This window comes from Bacillus sp. DC4300-2b2 (assembly GCF_049895685.1).
Lineage (GTDB): Bacteria > Bacillota > Bacilli > Bacillales > Bacillaceae > Bacillus > Bacillus safensis.
Window position 1 is genome coordinate 1 of record NZ_JAFCSW010000010.1, and the last position, 18,267, is coordinate 18,267.

Here is an 18,267-nt window from a genome sequence, read left to right on the forward strand (position 1 = left end):
ACACGGAAGTTAAGCTCTTCAGCGCCGATGGTAGTTGGGGGTTTCCCCCTGTGAGAGTAGGACGCCGCCAAGCTTCTATAAGGATCAGTTCCAGTCGGAACTGGTCTTTTTTGTTTTTTCTTCTAACAGCATCATGATGTAAGCTGGGAACTTCTCTTCTGCAATCTCCATGTAGCGTTCAATCATGACGTAATCGTCGCTAATGTATTGAGACAGCAGCTCGTACCACCATTCTGTTTCGTAGCGGGCAATCATACTAAGGTTATACATTAATAAGTAATGGCTAATGATCTCAGGAATCCCTAGAAAAGCATCTCGTGTTGACGGTATAAACCATTGATCCATTTCTAAATCATAATGAAGATGAGTAGCGAGTGCTGGGTTTTCTTCAAGAAATACATCAAACGTCAATTTCTTAGCCTCTCTCTGTTTGAGTTTCCAGCTTGTATGGAACTCAAAGTATTCAATAAAGCGTTCAGCAGACATGTTATAAAGTAATGGAATATGATCTTGAATCATCATTCCATTCGCCTTTTCCACTTTAACTAATGTCGCGGGCTGCTTTTGAAACTCAAGAATATGACTCATTTCAGGTATTTTGGACAGGAGATGGATCATTGTAAATCGCTCATCTTCAAGACCTCTTAAATGAAATAGATGCTTTAACACATGCATACATAGCCCGTTTCTTTGGATTTTCACTTCATCTTCACTAAAACGGTAATGCTGTTTCTTTCTCTTTCTCGATGTTACGCCATGAGCTAAAACAGAGGTTTGAGAAGGATAATGGGGATCAACTGTCAGCAAACATGCTTTTAGCAGCTGTGCCATTCCATAAAACAATAAAATGGGTTTAAGTTCTAAAGGTGCATTCGCAGCCTGCTCATAAAACGTATGGCCATGTTTTAGAAAGTAAATAAATCGTTCACAGTTTTTATAGGCTTGCTGATTTGCATCTGGAATGTTCCGTTTCTCATATTGTTGAAATAGAAACTTTTGGGAAGTTTCTAGCGAGTAAAAACGTTTTAAATCCTTCCATCCTGAACTTTTCATCTTCTTCCTCAACTCTCTTTATATTTTCTAAAAATTGCAACTGTTTGTTGCTTCCTTGACATGCTGTTTGCTAGTTGATAATCTACATATAATATTTTGCCGAAAAGAGGGGGATTTACTAATGTGGGAAAGTAAATTTTCAAAAGAAGGTTTGACGTTTGACGATGTTTTGCTTGTTCCAGCAAAGTCTGAAGTACTTCCGCGTGATGTCGATTTATCAGTGGAGCTAACAAGTACATTAAAACTAAACATTCCAATTATCAGTGCTGGAATGGATACAGTGACGGAATCACAAATGGCGATTGCAATGGCACGTCAAGGTGGTCTTGGTATTATTCATAAGAACATGTCCATTGAACAGCAAGCAGAACAGGTGGATAAAGTAAAACGTTCAGAGCGCGGCGTTATTACAAATCCATTCTTCTTAACACCAGAGCATCAAGTATTTGATGCAGAGCATTTAATGGGTAAATACCGTATTTCAGGTGTGCCGATTGTCAACAACGAACAAGACCAAAAGCTTGTTGGTATTATTACGAACCGTGACCTTCGTTTTATTTCGGATTATTCAATGAAGATTAGCGACGTGATGACAAAAGAGGAACTTGTGACAGCTTCTGTTGGTACAACGTTAGAAGAAGCTGAAAAAATCTTACAGCAATACAAGATTGAAAAATTACCTCTCTTAGATGATGAAGGAACGTTAAAAGGTCTTATCACAATCAAAGATATTGAAAAAGTGATTGAATTCCCTAACTCCTCTAAAGATGCACATGGCCGTTTAATTGTTGGTGCCGCTGTTGGTGTCACTGGCGATACAATGACACGTGTGAAAAAATTAGTCGAAGCCAATGTGGATGTTATTGTCATTGATACAGCACACGGTCATTCTCAAGGTGTTCTAAACACTGTATCGAAAATCCGTGAAACGTATCCTTCTCTTAACATCATTGCTGGTAATGTTGCAACAGCTGAAGCAACAAAAGCATTGTTTGAAGCAGGAGCAGATATTGTGAAAGTCGGTATCGGACCAGGATCTATTTGTACAACACGTGTTGTTGCAGGTGTTGGTGTACCGCAAATCACAGCGATCTATGACTGTGCAACAGAAGCAAGAAAACATGGTAAAGCTATTATTGCAGATGGTGGAATTAAATATTCAGGTGATATCGTGAAAGCACTAGCATCTGGCGGACATGCTGTTATGCTGGGAAGCCTTCTAGCTGGTACATCTGAAAGTCCAGGAGAAACAGAAATTTTCCAAGGTAGACGCTTCAAAGTCTATCGTGGTATGGGTTCTGTTGCTGCAATGGAAAAAGGAAGTAAAGATCGTTACTTCCAAGAAGATAATAAAAAGTTCGTTCCTGAAGGAATTGAAGGCCGTACACCATACAAAGGGCCAGTCGTTGATACAGTGTATCAACTAGTTGGCGGTATTCGTTCTGGTATGGGCTATTGTGGAACACAGGATTTACGTACTCTTAGAGAAGAAGCACAGTTCATTCGTATGACGGGTGCAGGACTTCGTGAGAGTCATCCACATGATGTACAAATTACAAAAGAATCACCAAACTACACAATTTCTTGATAAATTGTGACAATCAAATTACATTTGACAGGGTCTATGACTCTGTCTATTTTTTTTGTCTTTATTGTGATAAAATTTATACTGTTGTGTTGAAATAAGCCCTTGTGGATTACATATATATGAAAAACGTCGAAAAAAGATGAATACGGAGGTATGACGATTGAACAGCAAGATATTGAAACAGCTTATGGTCTCTATCCTTGCATTGGCATTGATTGTTACAGCATTTACACCAATGTCCAAAGCAAAGGCTGCTGAAGATCCATTCAGTGTGAATGCGAAAGCAGCGATCCTTATTGAAGCTTCTACAGGTAAAATTCTTTATAGTAAAAACGCAGATCAAAGACTGCCTATTGCAAGTATGGCAAAAATGATGACCGAGTATCTATTACTAGAGGCGATTGCTGAAGGTAAAGTGAAATGGGATCAAAAGTATACGCCAGATGATTATGTATACGAAATTTCTCAGGACCGCAGTTTATCTAACGTTCCTTTGAGAAAAGATGGTTCGTATACAGTAAAAGAACTTTATCAAGCAACGGCTATTTATTCGGCAAATGCAGCAGCGATTGGTTTAGCAGAAGTGATCGCTGGATCAGAATCGAAGTTTGTTGAAAAAATGAACGCGAAAGCAAAAGAACTTGGTTTAACAAACTACAAATTCGTGAATGCAACTGGTCTTGAAAATAAAGACTTACATGGCCAACAGCCAAAAGGTACAGGTCCTGATGAAGAAAGTGAAGTATCGGCAAAAGATATGGCATTGCTTGCACAGCATCTCATCAAAGACCATCCAGAAATTCTTGAAACAGCAAGTATTGCGAAAACGAAGTTCAGAGAAGGCACTGACGATGAAATGGACATGCCTAACTGGAACTTCATGCTTAAAGGACTTGTGAAGGAATATAAAGGTGTAGACGGTCTGAAAACAGGATCTACAGATTCAGCCGGTTCTAGCTTCACAGGTACGGCAAAACAAGGAGACATGCGTGTCATCGCAGTCATCTTGAATGCAAAAGGTAATCTTCATACAGCACGTTTCGACGTGGCGAAAAAACTGTTCGACTATGCGTTTAAAAACTTCACGATGAAAGAAATGTACAAAAAAGGTCAACAAATCAAAGGACATGAAAACATCGAAGTTGATAAAGGCAAAGATAAAGAAGTACCTGTTGTGACGAAAGAAGCATTTTCTGTGCCAGTAAAAAATGGTGACGAAAAGAGCTATAAAGCAAAAGTAAATATCGAGAAAAAGAACCTAGAAGCTCCTATTAAAAAAGGAACGAAGGTTGGCATGCTGACGACTTCATATTCTGGTGATGAGAAGGACTACGGTTATTTAAATAAAGACCAATCTGGTGTTGAGCTTGTGACGAAAACAGGCGATGAAAAAGCAAACTGGTTCATCCTTGCAATGCGCGGTGTAGGTGGATTCTTCGCTGGCATTTGGGGCGGAATCGTTGACACAGTAAAAGGTTGGTTCTAATAAAAAAACTGCTCTCTATACATGAGAGCAGTTTTTTTATCGTTAAAAGAAGAGTGATTGCTTCTGATTTTGAGGAGTGGATAAAGCTTGCTGAAAAATATCACATAACTTTTCCACGCCTTCGGTCAGTGCTTTTTCATTCACATAGGAAAAGCTGAGGCGGATATAATTCTGCTTCGGCTCTCCAGGATAGCAGACAGAGCCAGGCAGAAAGGTGATTTGCTGCTTACGTGCCTCGTGTAACAGTGCTCGTGTATCGACCCAGGAAGGAAAGCTAAGCCATAAATTGAGCCCGCCCTGTGGAATTTGCCACGTTACATCTTTCGGTGCGTGCTTCGTTAACACATCCATCATCAAATCGCGTCTCACCTTCAAGGCGGTTCTTAGCTTCTTCGTATGATCAATCATTTTCTTCGAGGTCAGAAACGGCAATATGGCCTTTTGTGTGAGGAGAGGACTGCCTAAGTCATTATTGGCCTTTGCAGCTAACAAACGGTTAAATATCGAGCCTGACGCGGTGATAATCCCTATTCTGCATCCTGGAGCCAGTGTTTTACTTAATCCTCGTAAATAAATGACATGTCCATCATGATCCAAGCTTTTAATAGGAGCTGGCGGCTTCTTTTCAAAATAAAGCTCACGATAAGGGTCATCTTCTACAATAAGACAATCAATGCTTTGAGCCAGTAAGAGAAGCTGTTTTCTACGCTTCATCGACATACTAGCCCCTGTTGGACTGTGGAAAGTAGGAATCGTATAGATGAGTTTCGGTTTATATTTATCACAAATGCTTTGAAGCTGTTTCATGTTCATCCCTTCATGATCGACAGGGACGGTAATGATTCTCGCTCCTCTGCCCATAAAGACATCAATGGCCCCGGGGTATGTCGGTGCTTCCATGACCACCACATCATCCGGCCCAATAAACGTACGTGCCACCAAATCAAGCCCTTGCTGAGAACCACTTGTTACAAGGATATTTTCAGGTGTAGACGGCACATCCAACTTTTCCAAAAATGATTGAATGACTTGTCGCAGCTGAAGATCACCTTGTATTTCACCATACTTCGACATGATTTGGGGATGCCTGGCTAGTACATGCTGCATCTCTTTTTCTAAATACCGGTTGGGCAAAAGCCCTGGATCGATCATAGAGGAAGAAAGGTTAATGGCTTCTTCGACATAGTGATACTGAGCGAATTGAGACCTTGGTAAATAATCTGGAATCGACAACTGCCAATCGAAAGAAGTAGATGATGGAACCGGAATCTCTGCCTGCTCTTGCTGCTCATCCACAAAAGTTCCTTTACCTTGCACCGTCTTTAAATATCCGTCGTCCTTTAATCGGGTGTATGCCTTTGCTGCCGTGACAAGACTCACATTGAGCTGCTTAGCTAAATCACGTACAGTTGGCAGCTTTTCTCCTTGCTGAAGCAAACCTGATTGAATGTGGTCAATGATTGAAAAGTAAATTTGATTTGAAAGAGATGTATCAGAGTGTCGATGGATATCAATATGCATGAAACCCCTCCATAGAATGCAACATTGTTATACATGAATTTTAATTGTTATAGTTGCATTATAGCATGTAAATCACACTTGAAAGAGAAAATGACATGTTTTTAGCTGGAAACCCTTTATATACAAGGGTTTATTCTTTTTTATAGGCTGTTTGAATTGTTATACTATTCTCTTTATTGTTATACTTTCTCGCTTGTATGATAAAGATGTTGATTTAATCGAATAGACAAATGGGAGGAAACTATTGTGAGCAATAAGGGAACTGAACGAGTGAAACGTGGAATGGCAGAAATGCAAAAGGGTGGCGTCATTATGGATGTCGTCAATGCGGAGCAGGCAAAAATTGCAGAAGAAGCAGGTGCGGTGGCAGTCATGGCACTAGAACGAGTACCAGCTGATATCCGTGCAGCAGGCGGTGTTGCCCGTATGGCAGACCCAAGAATCGTAGAGGAAGTACAAAATGCCGTAACGATTCCAGTCATGGCAAAAGCACGTATCGGCCACATCGTCGAGGCTCGTGTTCTTGAAGCACTTGGTGTTGATTATATCGATGAGAGTGAAGTGCTGACGCCCGCAGATGAAGAATTCCATTTAAATAAAAATGAATACACAGTACCTTTTGTCTGTGGATGCCGCGACTTAGGTGAGGCAACCCGCCGTATCGCAGAAGGCGCTTCTATGCTTCGTACAAAAGGAGAGCCTGGGACAGGCAACATTGTAGAAGCTGTTCGTCATATGAGAAAGGTCAATGCTCAGATTCGTAAAGTATCAGCCATGAGTGAAGATGAACTGATGACAGAAGCCAAGAATCTTGGCGCGCCTTATGAATTATTGCTACAAATCAAAAGAGATGGCAAGCTGCCAGTTGTGAACTTTGCAGCTGGAGGCGTTGCAACACCAGCAGATGCTGCGTTAATGATGCAGCTTGGAGCAGACGGTGTATTTGTCGGATCTGGTATTTTCAAATCAGACAATCCAGCTAAATTCGCCAAAGCGATTGTTGAAGCAACGACTCATTACACTGATTACCGTCTCATTGCAGAACTTTCAAAAGAGCTTGGAACAGCTATGAAAGGAATTGAAATTTCAAATCTACTGCCAGAAGAACGTATGCAAGAGCGTGGCTGGTAATTAAAGGAGCGCAAACGAACATGCTGACAATTGGTGTACTAGGGCTTCAAGGAGCGGTGAGAGAGCATATTCAATCAATTGAAGTCTGCGGAGCAGAAGGAAAGATCATCAAACGAGTAGAAGAGCTAGAATCCGTTGACGGTTTGATTATCCCTGGTGGAGAAAGTACGACGATGAGAAGACTCATGGATACGTACCAATTCATTGATCCGATCAAAGCGTTTGCTGCTCAAGGGAAACCGATTTTCGGTACATGTGCCGGGTTGATTATGCTGGCAAAGCATGTCGAAGATCGAGAAGATGCTCATCTTGGACTGTTAAATGTATCTGTTGCACGGAACTCTTTTGGCAGACAGGTAGACAGCTTTGAAGCAGATTTAGAAGTAAAAGGACTGGATGCACCGTTTACAGGGGTGTTCATCCGTGCGCCTCATATCATCAGCGCAGATGATCACGTAGAAATTATGGCTGAATATGATGGCAGGATTGTGATGGCGAAAGAAAACAATATCCTAGGCTGCTCTTTTCATCCAGAGCTGACAGACGATCACCGGTTAACGCAGCTGTTTGTTGATATGGTGAAGTCCTACAAAACGAAGCTTGCTGTATAAAACGGTTGAAAAGAGATAAAACTTATAGTACATTAAAAACACAATCAAAGATCGAAAAAGCGTTGACGGGAAATAGTAAGAAGCCCCTCTTTCTCAGAGAGCCGATGGTTGGTGAGAATCGGTGAAAGATGCATTCTGAATCCATCCTTGAGCGAAATGCTGAAACAAGAGAAGTAAGCATTTACGGTGATACCGTTACAGAGGAAAGAGGGAAGCATGCTTCTGCATGTTTTCAATCAGGGTGGCAACGCGAGAGCTCTCGTCCCTTTCATGGGATGAGGGCTCTTTTTATTTTTCGATAAAAAAAGGAGTGTTATACATGCTGGATATTAAACAACTGCGCACGGACTTTGATCAAATCAAAGAAAAATTAGCACACCGAGGCGAAGATTTAGCAGATTTTGATAAGTTTGGTGAGCTAGATCAAAAAAGAAGAGAATTAATCGGGAAAACAGAAGAATTAAAGAGCCGAAGAAATGAAGTATCACAGCAAGTGGCCGTTCTAAAAAGAGAAAAGAAAGACGCCGATCACATTATTCAAGAAATGCGTGAGGTAGGAGATGAGATCAAGAAGCTGGATGATGAGCTAAGAACAGTAGAAGAAAGCCTGCAGCACATCCTGTTCTCAATTCCAAATATCCCTCATGACTCTGTACCAGTTGGTGAAACAGAAGACGACAACGTGGAAGTGAGAAAATGGGGCGAACAGCCAGCCTTCTCATTTGAACCAAAACCACATTGGGACGTAGCTGATGAGCTCAACATCCTTGATTTTGAACGTGCAGGAAAAGTAACAGGTAGCCGTTTTGTTTTTTATAAAGGGCTTGGCGCACGCTTAGAGCGTGCATTGTATAACTTTATGCTTGATTTACATGTGGATGAGTTTGGTTTTACTGAAGTGCTTCCACCTTATATGGTCAACAGAGCGAGCATGACAGGAACGGGCCAGCTTCCAAAATTCGAAGAGGACGCCTTTAAAATTCGCGAAGAAGATTACTTCCTCATTCCAACAGCCGAAGTGCCGATTACCAACATGCATCGTGATGAAATCCTCGATGGTGAACAGCTGCCAATCAACTATGCAGCATTCAGTGCTTGCTTTAGATCAGAAGCTGGATCTGCCGGCAGAGATACACGTGGACTTATCCGTCAGCATCAATTTAACAAAGTAGAGCTCGTGAAATTTGTCAGACCAGAAGATTCTTATGAAGAATTAGAGAAATTAACAAATCAAGCAGAAAAAGTTCTTCAGCTATTGAACCTGCCTTACCGCGTCATGAGCATGTGTACAGGAGATTTAGGATTCACAGCTGCGAAGAAATACGATATCGAAGTATGGATTCCGAGCCAGAATACGTACCGTGAAATTTCTTCTTGCAGTAACTTCGAAGCATTCCAAGCAAGACGTGCAAACATTCGTTTCCGTCCGGAGCCTAAAGCAAAGCCAGAGCATGTCCACACATTAAATGGATCTGGATTAGCGGTAGGAAGAACCGTAGCGGCTATTTTAGAAAACTATCAACAAGAGGATGGAACTGTAATCATTCCTGAAGTGCTGCGTCCTTACATGGGAAATAAAGAAGTGATGAAATAAGATGCCATCAAGGCATCTTATTCTTTTTACCAAAAGTCCTACAGTTTTCCTGAATTTAGCCGATAAAGAGATTAAAAGCTTCTAGGAAAGAAGGAATAACCTTGAATAGGCTTGACTATTATGTTGAAATGGCTCAATTACTTAGAAAGGTACTAGATGAAAGTATTCTTTTCGGTATCACGGATACAGAGAAGGTACTTTGTTATTACCCGTCTAACACAATAGATTTTGGTATGAAAGTTGGGGACCCATTGAACCCAGAAGACCAAAATGTGGCGACGACATTAAGAGGACAAGAATATGACGGTCATTTACCAGAGCATTTATATGGTTATGAAATTGCTGTAAAAGGTTACCCGATTTTTGATGAAGATAGAAAAGTAATTGGCTCTTTTTTAGTGGCATTTACATATCATCGTGAAAAAAAATTAAGCGGTTATATGGAGCAAATCAATAAAGTAGCGAAAGAACTCCAAGGTGGAATTGAGCAAATTGCTGCACATTCACAAGAACTTGCTGCTACAAGTCTAGAAATAAGCGAACAGGCAGGAAGAGCGGAAGAGAAATCTGCGAATATTGAAGAAGTCGTCAAAACCATTGGCGGGATTGCCAGACAAACAAATCTGCTAGGTTTAAATGCTGCAATTGAAGCCGCAAGAGCAGGTGAGAATGGAAAAGGGTTCGCTGTCGTGGCTGATGAAGTGCGTAAATTATCAGATGGCTCGAAGGAAGCGGCTGAAACCATTAATACATTTTTAAAAGAAATCCAAGACAGCATTGGCACTTTGTCTGAAAACATCTCACAAATCAGCAGCTCAACAAATGAACAAGCCGAACAAGTGACAGATTTTACGAAGATTATCGAATCATTAAATGAGTTTAAAGTAGAGATGAATCAATTTATTGAAGAAATGAGACAGGATACGAAATAGATCAAGAGCAGCCGTCAATGGCTGCTTTTTTATAGGCAATTATCATGCCGAAAACACAAATTGAATTTTTTTTCGAAAAGATGTTGACTTCAAATAAAATGATATGGTATATTAATTCTTGTCGATACGGAGGAATACCCAAGTCCGGCTGAAGGGATCGGTCTTGAAAACCGACAGGGGTGTCAAAGCCCGCGGGGGTTCGAATCCCTCTTCCTCCGCCATATTGATTTTTTACCTTAGTTGAATTAAACGCAAGCATAAAAATTGGAAATTGTCAAACCGCTGCATTTCGCGAATGCAGCGGTTTTTTTTATTTTGTTTTAGAGCGATTTTTTTGAATAACAGAAGCTATTTCATGAAGAATGGGATCAAGTGAACTTTCATCATGAAGTAAGTCGTAATCTTCAATATTAATTTTAATCACTGGACATAAATCAAATTGTTCGATCCACTCCGTGTATCGAGTGTACATTTCTTCCCAATAAGCCCGGTCAGTTTGAGTTTCCATTTCTCTGCCGCGTTCTTCAATACGATGTAAAATATGATCTAAATCCCCGTGTAGATAGATGAGGACATCAGGGTGAGGGAAGTAAGGTGTCATCACCATCGCCTCAAATAGGCTTGTATATGTTTCGTAATCGACCTCAGACATCGTACCTTTGTCCGCATGCATTTTTGCAAAAATGCCAGTGTCCTCATAAATGGAACGATCTTGTACATATCCTCCGCCAGATTCAAAAATCCGCTTTTGCTCCTTAAAACGCTCAGCCAGGAAATAGACCTGTAAGTGGAAGCTCCATCTTTGAAAATCTGAATAAAAAGGCTCTAAATATGGGTTATCATCTACTTTTTCAAGAGACGTTTGAAACCCTAGCTTGTCTGCTATTGTTTTGGTCATAGTGGATTTGCCGACACCAACAGTCCCGGCAATTGTGATGACTGCGTCCTTTGGTATTTCGATCTTGTTCATAGCACTTGCTCCTTTATGTTCTGTACAATTTGCTGGTAATCTTGCTGTGAGGAAACGAAGTCTGTATGATCTCCTTCAATTGTAATGATAGGAAGCCCCGGCTCAGTCTGTTTTAAATGTTCAATGGCCAGCTCATAATCTTCAATGAGTGTTTTTAAATAAGCTGGGTCAATGTCTTCTTCAAAAGAGCGTCCTCTCATCTGTATTCTTTCAAGTAAGGTGGGAAGGCTGGCTTTTATATAGATCATGGCATTTGGTTTAGGAAGATCATCTGTTAGCAGGTGATAGATCTTTCTGTATTTATCCATGTGCTTTTTTGATAATGTTCTTTCTGCAAATATCATATTTTTATAGACATGATAATCAGTGACAACCGGCTGCTGTTTATTCACATAGTTTTCTTCAATTAATTCTAACTGTTTGAACCGATTGCATAAAAAGAACATCTCAAGCTGAAAGCTCCATTGTTCCATATCTTCATAAAATTTATCTAAGAATGGATTTTCTTCTACAATCTCTTTTACTAAAGGAAATTGAAATTCCTTTGCAAGCATTGTAGCCAAAGTTGTTTTTCCGGCTCCAATTGGGCCTTCCACTGCAATAAAAGGGGCAGGATACATAGGCGTTCTCCTCTATCTATAAAGTTAAAGTTGTCAAACCAATGTATATTGTACCATACCCCTTCTAATAGATAGAGCGAATGAATTACGATGTCGTTCTTTTTTCAATATTAAATTGATCTGATAATAAGAGCCAATTTTGTGGGAAAGATAGACCTAATTTCCAATAAGCAATTCCGTTCAAATTTAGCTCTTTGATGAGGTTGAATTTTGCTTGAATCGACCTAGCGTCTTCGAACCAGACTTCATGCTCTTTGTTGTTGGCATCTGTATAACGAAAATGAGGTGCTTGTGCTGTTTCATCATATAGGATAGAGACATTGTGCTGTCTAGCAAGTGCAATTGCTTGTTGAGGACTGACGGCTTTGGCGATAGGGCCGCCCTGGACGAAAGGCAGTGTCCAATCATAGCCATATAAATTCTGTCCCATTACAATTTTATTGGCCGGTATGACAGTTAGTGCATATTCAATGACTTGGCGGACAGGTCCAATTGGAGAGACAGCTTGTGCAGGGCCGCCGCTGTACCCCCATTCATAGGTCATCAACACAACACGATCGACGATCTTACCGATCGCTTCATAGTCATGGGCTTCATACCATTTGCCCTTTTGCTGACTACTTGTTTTGGGTGCAAGTGCAACAGATATTGTCCATCCTTCTTGATGGAAACGGGCTGTTGCTTCTCTTAAAAATTGAATATAAGCATCTTTATCAGCAGGGCGTAAATATTCAAAATCAAAATGGATTTCCTTGAATTGATACTTTTTGGCAATACGAACAATTTCATTTAAAAATGCCGTTTTGACAGATTGGTTAGTTAAAAGAATACGCCCAAGTTCATCACTGAATTTTTCATTCTCTAGATTCGTCACCACCATGGTTAATACAGTTCTGTTCTGAGCGGCAATCTGGGGTAGTTGGTCTAACGGTGGTTCTCGCAGCGTCCCATCTCTTTGTGCTTGAAAACTAAAGACGTCTAAATGGGTTAAGTATGGGGAGGCCTCTCTAGCTGCCTGCTTTAAGTTTTCACTGACTTGATTTCCACGTGGTTCAATATAAGCATTGGAATTAATGTTCCTTTTCGGTCTTTGTGGAATATAGAGCAAGAAGCGAATAGGTAGTATCGCTTCAGGTCGAATTCTGTTCACGCGTGCCAATTCTTCCACTGAGATTTGAAACCGTCTACCAATTTGATATAGTGTGTCATTTTGTTTGACCTCATAAAATTGACCTCTAATTGGAATGACAATTGTTTGTCCAATGACGAGTTGATTTGGTGTTTCGATTTCGTTAGTACGGATGATTTCATTGACTGTCGTTTTAAAACGCATGGCAATATCGTTTAAAGTATCTCCTCTTTTGACAACATAAATTTGAATAGTCAACGCCCCCTTTGTTATTGCTAACAATTTATGAGGGTTATGGCTAAATCATGTTTGATTTTCATTCGTGATTTCCTTAGCGGTGGTGATTTTTGCTAAAAGAACGTTCTCCATCATCGTTAAAGCGTAGTCGTTATCTCTGTCGTCGTTTGAAGCGATACAATCTTTAGGTACAATTAGATTGTATTCTCGCATGTATGCGTCATTTGCAGTGAACAAAACGCAAATGTTTCCGGCAATTCCAGTTAAAATAATGTCCTCAACACCTAATTCATTTAAGAGTGTCTCTAGTGCAGTACCGTAGAAGGCAGAATGCTTAGGTTTAATTAAGAAGTAATTATCTTTAGATGGTGTCATTTTCTCTAAAATAGGAGCGCTTCTTTCGTTTTTGCATGTTTCCAGAACAGCTTGGATATCAGCCTTCCAAAGTCCGTAGTGATCGTTGATATAAATGATTGGCCAATTTGCCTTGAAAGCATGTTGTTTAAGAGCTAAAATTTTATTGGTCATTTGCTCTGTTTTTTCTGCAAGCACATGTCCCATTTCAAAATCAAAATTATTAATCATGTCGATAATAAGCAGTGCCTTTTTGTGCTTTGACAAAATAAGACCCCCTTTAAAAGATTGTGATAATATGTTAACCTCAATTTCCTTTTAAAAAACATGAAAAGAGAGCCATGCCATGATGAAAGATGAACAGTTTATGCAAGAAGCCATTTCTGAAGCCTTAAAAGCAGAACAAATAGGAGAAGTGCCGATTGGTGCCATCATAGTTGTTGATGACCAAATCGTGAGCCGGGCTCATAATTTAAGGGAAAGTGAGCAGCGTTCAATTGCACATGCAGAATTACTTGCTATTGATGAAGCATGTAAAGCGACAGGGAGCTGGCGTTTAGAAGATGCTGTTCTTTACGTTACGCTTGAACCATGCCCAATGTGTGCAGGTGCTATTGTTCTCTCTAGAGTGAAAAAGGTCGTTTTTGGTGCATACGATCCAAAAGGTGGATGCGCAGGTACTTTAATGAATTTACTGGATGATGAACGGTTCAATCATCAATCTGAGGTCATCGGTGGTGTACTTGAAAATGAGTGTGGTGAGCTTTTAAGTCAGTTCTTCCGAAACCTCCGTCAACGAAAGAAACAAGCCAAAAGTAAATGAATGGATGTCGTTTGCAATTTGAGCTATAAGAAGGTATACTTATGTCTGCGTCACTAACAATTTAATATTCATTTTGCCGTGCTAAGCGGGGAGGTAGCGGTGCCCTGTACTCGCAATCCGCTCTAGCGAGGCCGAATCCCTTCTCGAGGTTCGTTTACTTCAAGGTCTGCCTTAAATAAGTGGTGTTGACGTCTGGGTCCTGCGCAATGGGAATTCATGAACCATGTCAGGTCCGGAAGGAAGCAGCATTAAGTGAAACCTCTCATGTGCCGCAGGGTTGCCTGGGCCGAGCTAACTGTTTAAGTAACGCTTGGGGTAGCGAATCGACAGAAGGTGCACGGTAAATCAATATTAAATGTAACTCATCTAGTTTATCTAGGTGAGTTTTTTGTTGCTGTTCAAAGAATAGCTTAACTGCTTTGGTTATACAAATAGATAAAAAGTTTTTTTGGAGCTATTTGTTTTTTTCACTAATCACAACAAGAACTGGTGTTCTATTTCGAATTTCAGGTCTTTTTACAAAGCTAGTAAATACGTTTTTAATACATGGAAAGTAGAAAATCTATAGTTGAAATCATCTTTTTGGCATATTAGAAAATAAAGGTGTGCTTTTGAATTGATCGGTGCATCATGTATAATGAAAAGGATGATAAATGGAGGAGGGCGTATTTGTGAGTTATCAAGCTTTATATCGAGTGTTCAGACCTCAAGTTTTTGAGGATGTTGTTGGACAAGAACACATCACAAAAACGTTGCAAAATGCCCTTTTGCAGAAAAAGTTTTCTCATGCTTACTTATTTTCAGGTCCTAGAGGAACAGGTAAAACAAGTGCTGCCAAAATCTTTGCAAAGGCAGTGAACTGTGAAAAGTCACCTGTTAGTGAGCCGTGTAATGAATGTGATGCCTGTAAAGGAATTACAAATGGTTCAATTTCAGACGTGATTGAAATAGATGCTGCCTCGAATAACGGGGTAGATGAAATCCGGGATATACGTGATAAAGTGAAATTTGCTCCTTCGGCGGTTACATATAAGGTTTATATTATAGATGAAGTACATATGCTCTCTATCGGTGCATTTAATGCCCTCCTTAAAACGCTGGAAGAACCGCCTGCTCATTGTATCTTTATTTTGGCTACCACAGAGCCTCATAAGATTCCTCTTACCATCATATCTCGTTGTCAGCGATTTGATTTTAAACGAATCACGTCCAAAGATATTGTTGGAAGAATGGAGAAAATTGTAGATGTAGAAGGCCTAAACGTACAGGAGGGCTCGCTCGAGATTATTGCTAGTGCAGCTGATGGCGGTATGCGTGATGCACTAAGTCTCTTAGATCAAGCGATCTCATTTAGTGGTGAACAATTGACAATTGATGATGCGCTGCTCATTACAGGTGCTGTATCTCAGCATTTCATTAGTCAGCTTGCTGAAGCAATTTTTGATCAAAATATTGCCACAGCGTTAGATACATTAAATGAATTGCTTCAGCAGGGGAAAGATGCTGCTAAATTAATAGAGGATATGATTTTTTACTTTAGAGACATGCTGCTTTATAAAACGGCACCAGATCTCGAGGGGGTCCTTGAAAAAGTAAAGGTCGACGAAAGTTTCGTGGCACTGTCAGATCGTGTGACACCTCAGTTTCTGTATGAAACAATTGAAGTCCTGAATAAAAGCCACCAAGAAATGAAATGGACAAATCATCCTAGGATTTTCTTTGAGGTAGCGGTTGTAAAGCTGTGTCAGTCAACAGCAGGATTGACACAAGGTCATGCTGACGCTGATTTAACGGCGCTAACAGATAAAATAAACAGGCTGGAACAGGAACTCTCAAGGCTAAGAGCCGAAGGGGTACCAATGTCTCCATCTCATAGCCCTCAAGAAAAAAAGGAAGCGCCTCGACCACAAACGAGTAACAAAAATGGCTATCGTGCTCCTGTCGGCCGAATTCATGAGATTCTAAAAGAAGCGAAACGGCCTGAGTTAGAAAAAATTAAAGGCAAATGGGGAGAGCTCCTTGCCCAGTTGAAACAGCAGAATAAGGTGTCTCACGCTGCGTTATTAACGGACAGTGAGCCAGTTGCGGCTGCTTCGCATGCCTTTGTTTTAAAATTCAAGTTTGAAATACATTGTAAAATGGTTGCTGAAGATAAAAGTGGTGTTCGAACCAACCTTGAACAACTGCTAGAGTCTATGTTAGGAAAAAGAGTGGAATTAGTTGGCGTTCCTGACGCTCAATGGGGTAAAATAAGAGAAGAATTTTTAAGAGATCATCAGCCGGATGAACAAGCAGATGGTCAGGGAACTTCTACTGAAGAGGATCCATTGATTACGGAAGCAAAGAAATTAGTAGGAACCGATTTAATTGAAATTAAAGATTAATAAAAATGAAAGAGAGTGGTGTTCATATGCGCGGTGGAATGGGAAATATGCAAAAAATGATGAAACAAATGCAAAAAATGCAAAAGGATATGGCAAAGGCTCAAGAAGAGCTTGCAGAAAAAGTTCTTGAAGGTACAGCTGGTGGCGGTATGGTCACTGTAAAAGTAAATGGACAAAAAGAAGTCGTTGATGTAGCAATTAATGAAGAAGTTGTTGATCCAGAAGATATCGATATGCTTCAAGATCTTGTTCTTGCTGCGACAAACGATGCATTGAAAAAAGTCGATGAGCTAACGAATGAAACGATGGGTCAATTCACAAAAGGAATGAACATGCCAGGTTTATTCTAGGAGGAATAACTGAAGATGCAATATCCTGAACCAATATCAAAGCTGATTGACAGCTTTATGAAATTGCCAGGAATCGGACCAAAAACTGCGGTCCGTCTGGCTTTTTTTGTTCTTAGTATGCAGGAAGATGTCGTACTAGATTTTGCGAAGGCGCTTGTAAATGCAAAGCGTAATTTAACTTATTGTTCGGTATGCGGCCATATCACAGACCAAGATCCTTGCTATATTTGTGAAGATACAAGAAGAGATCAAACTGTTATCTGTGTAGTGCAGGATCCAAAAGATGTAATCGCAATGGAAAAAATGAAAGAATACAACGGCTTATATCATGTGCTTCATGGTGCCATTTCGCCAATGGACGGAATTGGTCCAGAGGATATTAAAATTCCTGACCTATTAAAAAGACTGCAAGACGATCAAGTGACAGAGGTGATCCTTGCAACCAATCCAAACATTGAAGGAGAAGCAACAGCCATGTATATCTCCAGATTGTTAAAACCATCAGGAATTAAACTCTCTCGCATTGCTCACGGACTTCCAGTAGGCGGAGATTTAGAGTATGCGGATGAAGTCACACTGTCTAAGGCTCTAGAAGGCAGACGTGAGATGTAGGAAGGAGAAGTACGGTACATGGGTTTTCTTCGCAGAAAATCAATTCGAAAAGAATTCGATGAGAAATTAATTCAACAGCTTTTTAAGCAAAAAGAAGAATGGAACAGACAAAAAAAGCTTGTCGCAAATAGCGTTGAGCCTTCACCGGACATTCTATTCGAATTAAAGCTTGCTCAAGCGAAGTACTTTTTCTATCTGAGAGAAGCGAAAAAGAGGAATTTACGTTTAAATAACTGGAAATAGCAGGTCTATTGTACATAATCTTCTCATATGCTTGTACTATTCATATGAAGAGGGGATGAGAGGATTATGGAACCTGTTATTGTGATTGGGTCAATTTTGCTAGCTGTGCTATTGTTGTTTATGTCAGGTGTGCAGGCGAATCCATTCAAATGGTTAGGACTTATCGGAGTGAAGTTTGTGGCAGGCGCTCTTTTTTTGTTTTGCCTCAACCTATTTGGCGAGAGTCTAGGATTACATGTCTCTATTAATCCTGTAACGAGTGGAATTAGCGGTTTATTGGGTATTCCAGGCGTAGCAGCTTTAATTGTCATTGAAAAGTTTATTATTTAATGAAAAATATTGTTGACTTTGATTCGATAGGATGGTAAATTAGTATACGTCGCTGATGACGAAGAAACGAAAAAACATAATAACAAAAAAGTTGTTGACACTAACAACTTTGATGTGATAAGATGTTCTAGTCGCTTCTGAAGCGGTAAACAAGTTCTTTGAAAACTAAACAAGACAAATCGTACCTGTTAATTCGAGTTTTTATAAAAAAATCCTATGATGCTTCATAGGTAGTCAGTCAAACGCTGACGAAAAGCAAAACTTCGGTTTTGTACTTTTTCGGAGAGTTTGATCCTGGC

General features: G+C 40.1%; 17 protein-coding genes, 1 tRNA gene, 1 rRNA gene, 1 other RNA gene, 1 pseudogene and 1 other annotated feature. Of the genes and pseudogenes, 15 read left to right on the plus strand and 6 right to left on the minus strand.

Annotated elements, in window-relative coordinates:
- Window positions 1-73: ribosomal RNA gene (gene rrf, locus ACP69X_RS18695) — 5S ribosomal RNA — on the plus strand; the annotation flags it as partial.
- A gap of 11 nt (window positions 74-84) precedes the next feature.
- Here the strand turns inward: rrf and ACP69X_RS18700 are convergent.
- The gene (locus ACP69X_RS18700; protein WP_041085275.1) at window positions 85-1,053 is read right to left on the minus strand and encodes a YaaC family protein; all 969 of its coding nucleotides are present in this window, start codon (window positions 1,051-1,053) and stop codon (window positions 85-87) included.
- 121 nt (window positions 1,054-1,174) lie between these two features.
- Between ACP69X_RS18700 and guaB the strand changes: the two genes are divergently transcribed.
- Entirely contained in the window at window positions 1,175-2,641 is a 1,467-nt protein-coding gene (gene guaB / locus ACP69X_RS18705) for an IMP dehydrogenase (RefSeq protein WP_024426749.1), read from the plus strand.
- A gap of 160 nt (window positions 2,642-2,801) precedes the next feature.
- On the plus strand, window positions 2,802-4,127 hold the full coding sequence (locus ACP69X_RS18710; RefSeq protein WP_041085273.1) for a D-alanyl-D-alanine carboxypeptidase family protein: 1,326 nt from the start codon (window positions 2,802-2,804) through the stop codon (window positions 4,125-4,127).
- A 42-nt stretch (window positions 4,128-4,169) separates the two neighbouring features.
- Here the strand turns inward: ACP69X_RS18710 and ACP69X_RS18715 are convergent, their stop codons facing one another.
- Window positions 4,170-5,648 carry a PLP-dependent aminotransferase family protein gene (locus tag ACP69X_RS18715; protein WP_039175838.1) on the minus strand — a complete coding sequence of 493 codons (1,479 nt, stop codon included), beginning with the start codon at window positions 5,646-5,648 and terminating at the stop codon, window positions 4,170-4,172.
- 246 nt (window positions 5,649-5,894) lie between these two features.
- On the opposite strand from ACP69X_RS18715, the gene pdxS reads away from it, so the two are divergent.
- The 5 genes and pseudogenes from pdxS to ACP69X_RS18740 all read left to right on the plus strand — a co-directional run bounded on the left by pdxS (window position 5,895) and on the right by ACP69X_RS18740 (window position 10,137).
- Window positions 5,895-6,779, plus strand: coding sequence for a pyridoxal 5'-phosphate synthase lyase subunit PdxS (pdxS, locus tag ACP69X_RS18720; protein WP_039175840.1), 885 nt, complete (start codon window positions 5,895-5,897; stop codon window positions 6,777-6,779).
- Between the two features lie 20 nt (window positions 6,780-6,799).
- Entirely contained in the window at window positions 6,800-7,390 is a 591-nt protein-coding gene (pdxT, locus tag ACP69X_RS18725; protein ID WP_305961139.1) for a pyridoxal 5'-phosphate synthase glutaminase subunit PdxT, read from the plus strand.
- 53 nt (window positions 7,391-7,443) lie between these two features.
- Window positions 7,444-7,660: a binding site (T-box leader), on the plus strand.
- Window positions 7,661-7,709: 49 nt separating this feature from the next.
- Window positions 7,710-8,984 (plus strand): serine--tRNA ligase, encoded by a 1,275-nt coding sequence (serS, locus tag ACP69X_RS18730; protein WP_039175845.1) that lies wholly within the window; start codon window positions 7,710-7,712, stop codon window positions 8,982-8,984.
- Between the two features lie 596 nt (window positions 8,985-9,580).
- Window positions 9,581-9,916, plus strand: a pseudogene (locus tag ACP69X_RS18735) (methyl-accepting chemotaxis protein); the annotation flags it as partial.
- A gap of 128 nt (window positions 9,917-10,044) precedes the next feature.
- Window positions 10,045-10,137 (plus strand) — tRNA-Ser (locus ACP69X_RS18740).
- An 89-nt stretch (window positions 10,138-10,226) separates the two neighbouring features.
- On the opposite strand, the gene ACP69X_RS18745 is transcribed toward ACP69X_RS18740, so the two are convergent.
- The 4 genes from ACP69X_RS18745 to ACP69X_RS18760 all read right to left on the minus strand — a co-directional run bounded on the left by ACP69X_RS18745 (window position 10,227) and on the right by ACP69X_RS18760 (window position 13,493).
- On the minus strand, window positions 10,227-10,886 hold the full coding sequence (locus ACP69X_RS18745; RefSeq protein WP_039175851.1) for a deoxynucleoside kinase: 660 nt from the start codon (window positions 10,884-10,886) through the stop codon (window positions 10,227-10,229).
- Entirely contained in the window at window positions 10,883-11,506 is a 624-nt protein-coding gene (locus tag ACP69X_RS18750) for a deoxynucleoside kinase (protein WP_039175853.1), read from the minus strand. The genes ACP69X_RS18745 and ACP69X_RS18750 overlap by 4 nt, the downstream gene beginning before the upstream one ends.
- 85 nt (window positions 11,507-11,591) lie before the next feature.
- Window positions 11,592-12,839 (minus strand): glycoside hydrolase family 18 protein, encoded by a 1,248-nt coding sequence (locus ACP69X_RS18755; protein ID WP_426052965.1) that lies wholly within the window; start codon window positions 12,837-12,839, stop codon window positions 11,592-11,594.
- Window positions 12,840-12,938: 99 nt separating this feature from the next.
- Complete coding sequence (locus tag ACP69X_RS18760) at window positions 12,939-13,493, minus strand: isochorismatase family cysteine hydrolase (RefSeq protein WP_041085260.1); 555 nt, start codon at window positions 13,491-13,493, stop codon at window positions 12,939-12,941.
- Between the two features lie 79 nt (window positions 13,494-13,572).
- Here ACP69X_RS18760 and tadA point away from each other — a divergent pair, with 79 nt between their 5' ends.
- From tadA to ACP69X_RS18795, 7 genes are all read left to right on the plus strand, one after another.
- Window positions 13,573-14,049 (plus strand): tRNA adenosine(34) deaminase TadA, encoded by a 477-nt coding sequence (tadA, locus tag ACP69X_RS18765; protein WP_041085258.1) that lies wholly within the window; start codon window positions 13,573-13,575, stop codon window positions 14,047-14,049.
- Between the two features lie 76 nt (window positions 14,050-14,125).
- Window positions 14,126-14,390, plus strand: an RNA gene (gene ffs, locus ACP69X_RS18770) — signal recognition particle sRNA large type.
- Between the two features lie 330 nt (window positions 14,391-14,720).
- Window positions 14,721-16,433 (plus strand): DNA polymerase III subunit gamma/tau, encoded by a 1,713-nt coding sequence (gene dnaX, locus ACP69X_RS18775; protein ID WP_426052964.1) that lies wholly within the window; start codon window positions 14,721-14,723, stop codon window positions 16,431-16,433.
- A 26-nt stretch (window positions 16,434-16,459) separates the two neighbouring features.
- Complete coding sequence (locus ACP69X_RS18780) at window positions 16,460-16,783, plus strand: YbaB/EbfC family nucleoid-associated protein (RefSeq protein WP_008342011.1); 324 nt, start codon at window positions 16,460-16,462, stop codon at window positions 16,781-16,783.
- A gap of 15 nt (window positions 16,784-16,798) precedes the next feature.
- Entirely contained in the window at window positions 16,799-17,395 is a 597-nt protein-coding gene (gene recR / locus ACP69X_RS18785; RefSeq protein WP_073979824.1) for a recombination protein RecR, read from the plus strand.
- 18 nt (window positions 17,396-17,413) lie between these two features.
- Window positions 17,414-17,638, plus strand: coding sequence for a YaaL family protein (locus tag ACP69X_RS18790; RefSeq protein ID WP_024425764.1), 225 nt, complete (start codon window positions 17,414-17,416; stop codon window positions 17,636-17,638).
- 66 nt (window positions 17,639-17,704) lie between these two features.
- Window positions 17,705-17,968, plus strand: coding sequence for a pro-sigmaK processing inhibitor BofA family protein (locus tag ACP69X_RS18795; protein WP_034284261.1), 264 nt, complete (start codon window positions 17,705-17,707; stop codon window positions 17,966-17,968).
- The last annotated feature ends 299 nt before the right edge of the window (window positions 17,969-18,267 follow it).

What these genes read in the sequence shown, in the direction of transcription:
- recR (WP_073979824.1), top strand. Translation starts at nt 16,799, where the DNA reads ATGCAATATCCTGAACCAATATCAAAGCTGATTGACAGCTTTATGAAA.
- ACP69X_RS18745 (WP_039175851.1), bottom strand. Translation starts at nt 10,886, where the DNA reads ATGAACAAGATCGAAATACCAAAGGACGCAGTCATCACAATTGCCGGG.
- ACP69X_RS18750 (WP_039175853.1), bottom strand. Translation starts at nt 11,506, where the DNA reads ATGTATCCTGCCCCTTTTATTGCAGTGGAAGGCCCAATTGGAGCCGGA.
- guaB (WP_024426749.1), top strand. Translation starts at nt 1,175, where the DNA reads ATGTGGGAAAGTAAATTTTCAAAAGAAGGTTTGACGTTTGACGATGTT.
- ACP69X_RS18755 (WP_426052965.1), bottom strand. Translation starts at nt 12,839, where the DNA reads ATGCGTTTTAAAACGACAGTCAATGAAATCATCCGTACTAACGAAATC.
- ACP69X_RS18790 (WP_024425764.1), top strand. Translation starts at nt 17,414, where the DNA reads ATGGGTTTTCTTCGCAGAAAATCAATTCGAAAAGAATTCGATGAGAAA.
- tadA (WP_041085258.1), top strand. Translation starts at nt 13,573, where the DNA reads ATGATGAAAGATGAACAGTTTATGCAAGAAGCCATTTCTGAAGCCTTA.
- serS (WP_039175845.1), top strand. Translation starts at nt 7,710, where the DNA reads ATGCTGGATATTAAACAACTGCGCACGGACTTTGATCAAATCAAAGAA.
- ACP69X_RS18700 (WP_041085275.1), bottom strand. Translation starts at nt 1,053, where the DNA reads ATGAAAAGTTCAGGATGGAAGGATTTAAAACGTTTTTACTCGCTAGAA.
- ACP69X_RS18715 (WP_039175838.1), bottom strand. Translation starts at nt 5,648, where the DNA reads ATGCATATTGATATCCATCGACACTCTGATACATCTCTTTCAAATCAA.
- pdxT (WP_305961139.1), top strand. Translation starts at nt 6,800, where the DNA reads ATGCTGACAATTGGTGTACTAGGGCTTCAAGGAGCGGTGAGAGAGCAT.
- ACP69X_RS18795 (WP_034284261.1), top strand. Translation starts at nt 17,705, where the DNA reads ATGGAACCTGTTATTGTGATTGGGTCAATTTTGCTAGCTGTGCTATTG.
- ACP69X_RS18780 (WP_008342011.1), top strand. Translation starts at nt 16,460, where the DNA reads ATGCGCGGTGGAATGGGAAATATGCAAAAAATGATGAAACAAATGCAA.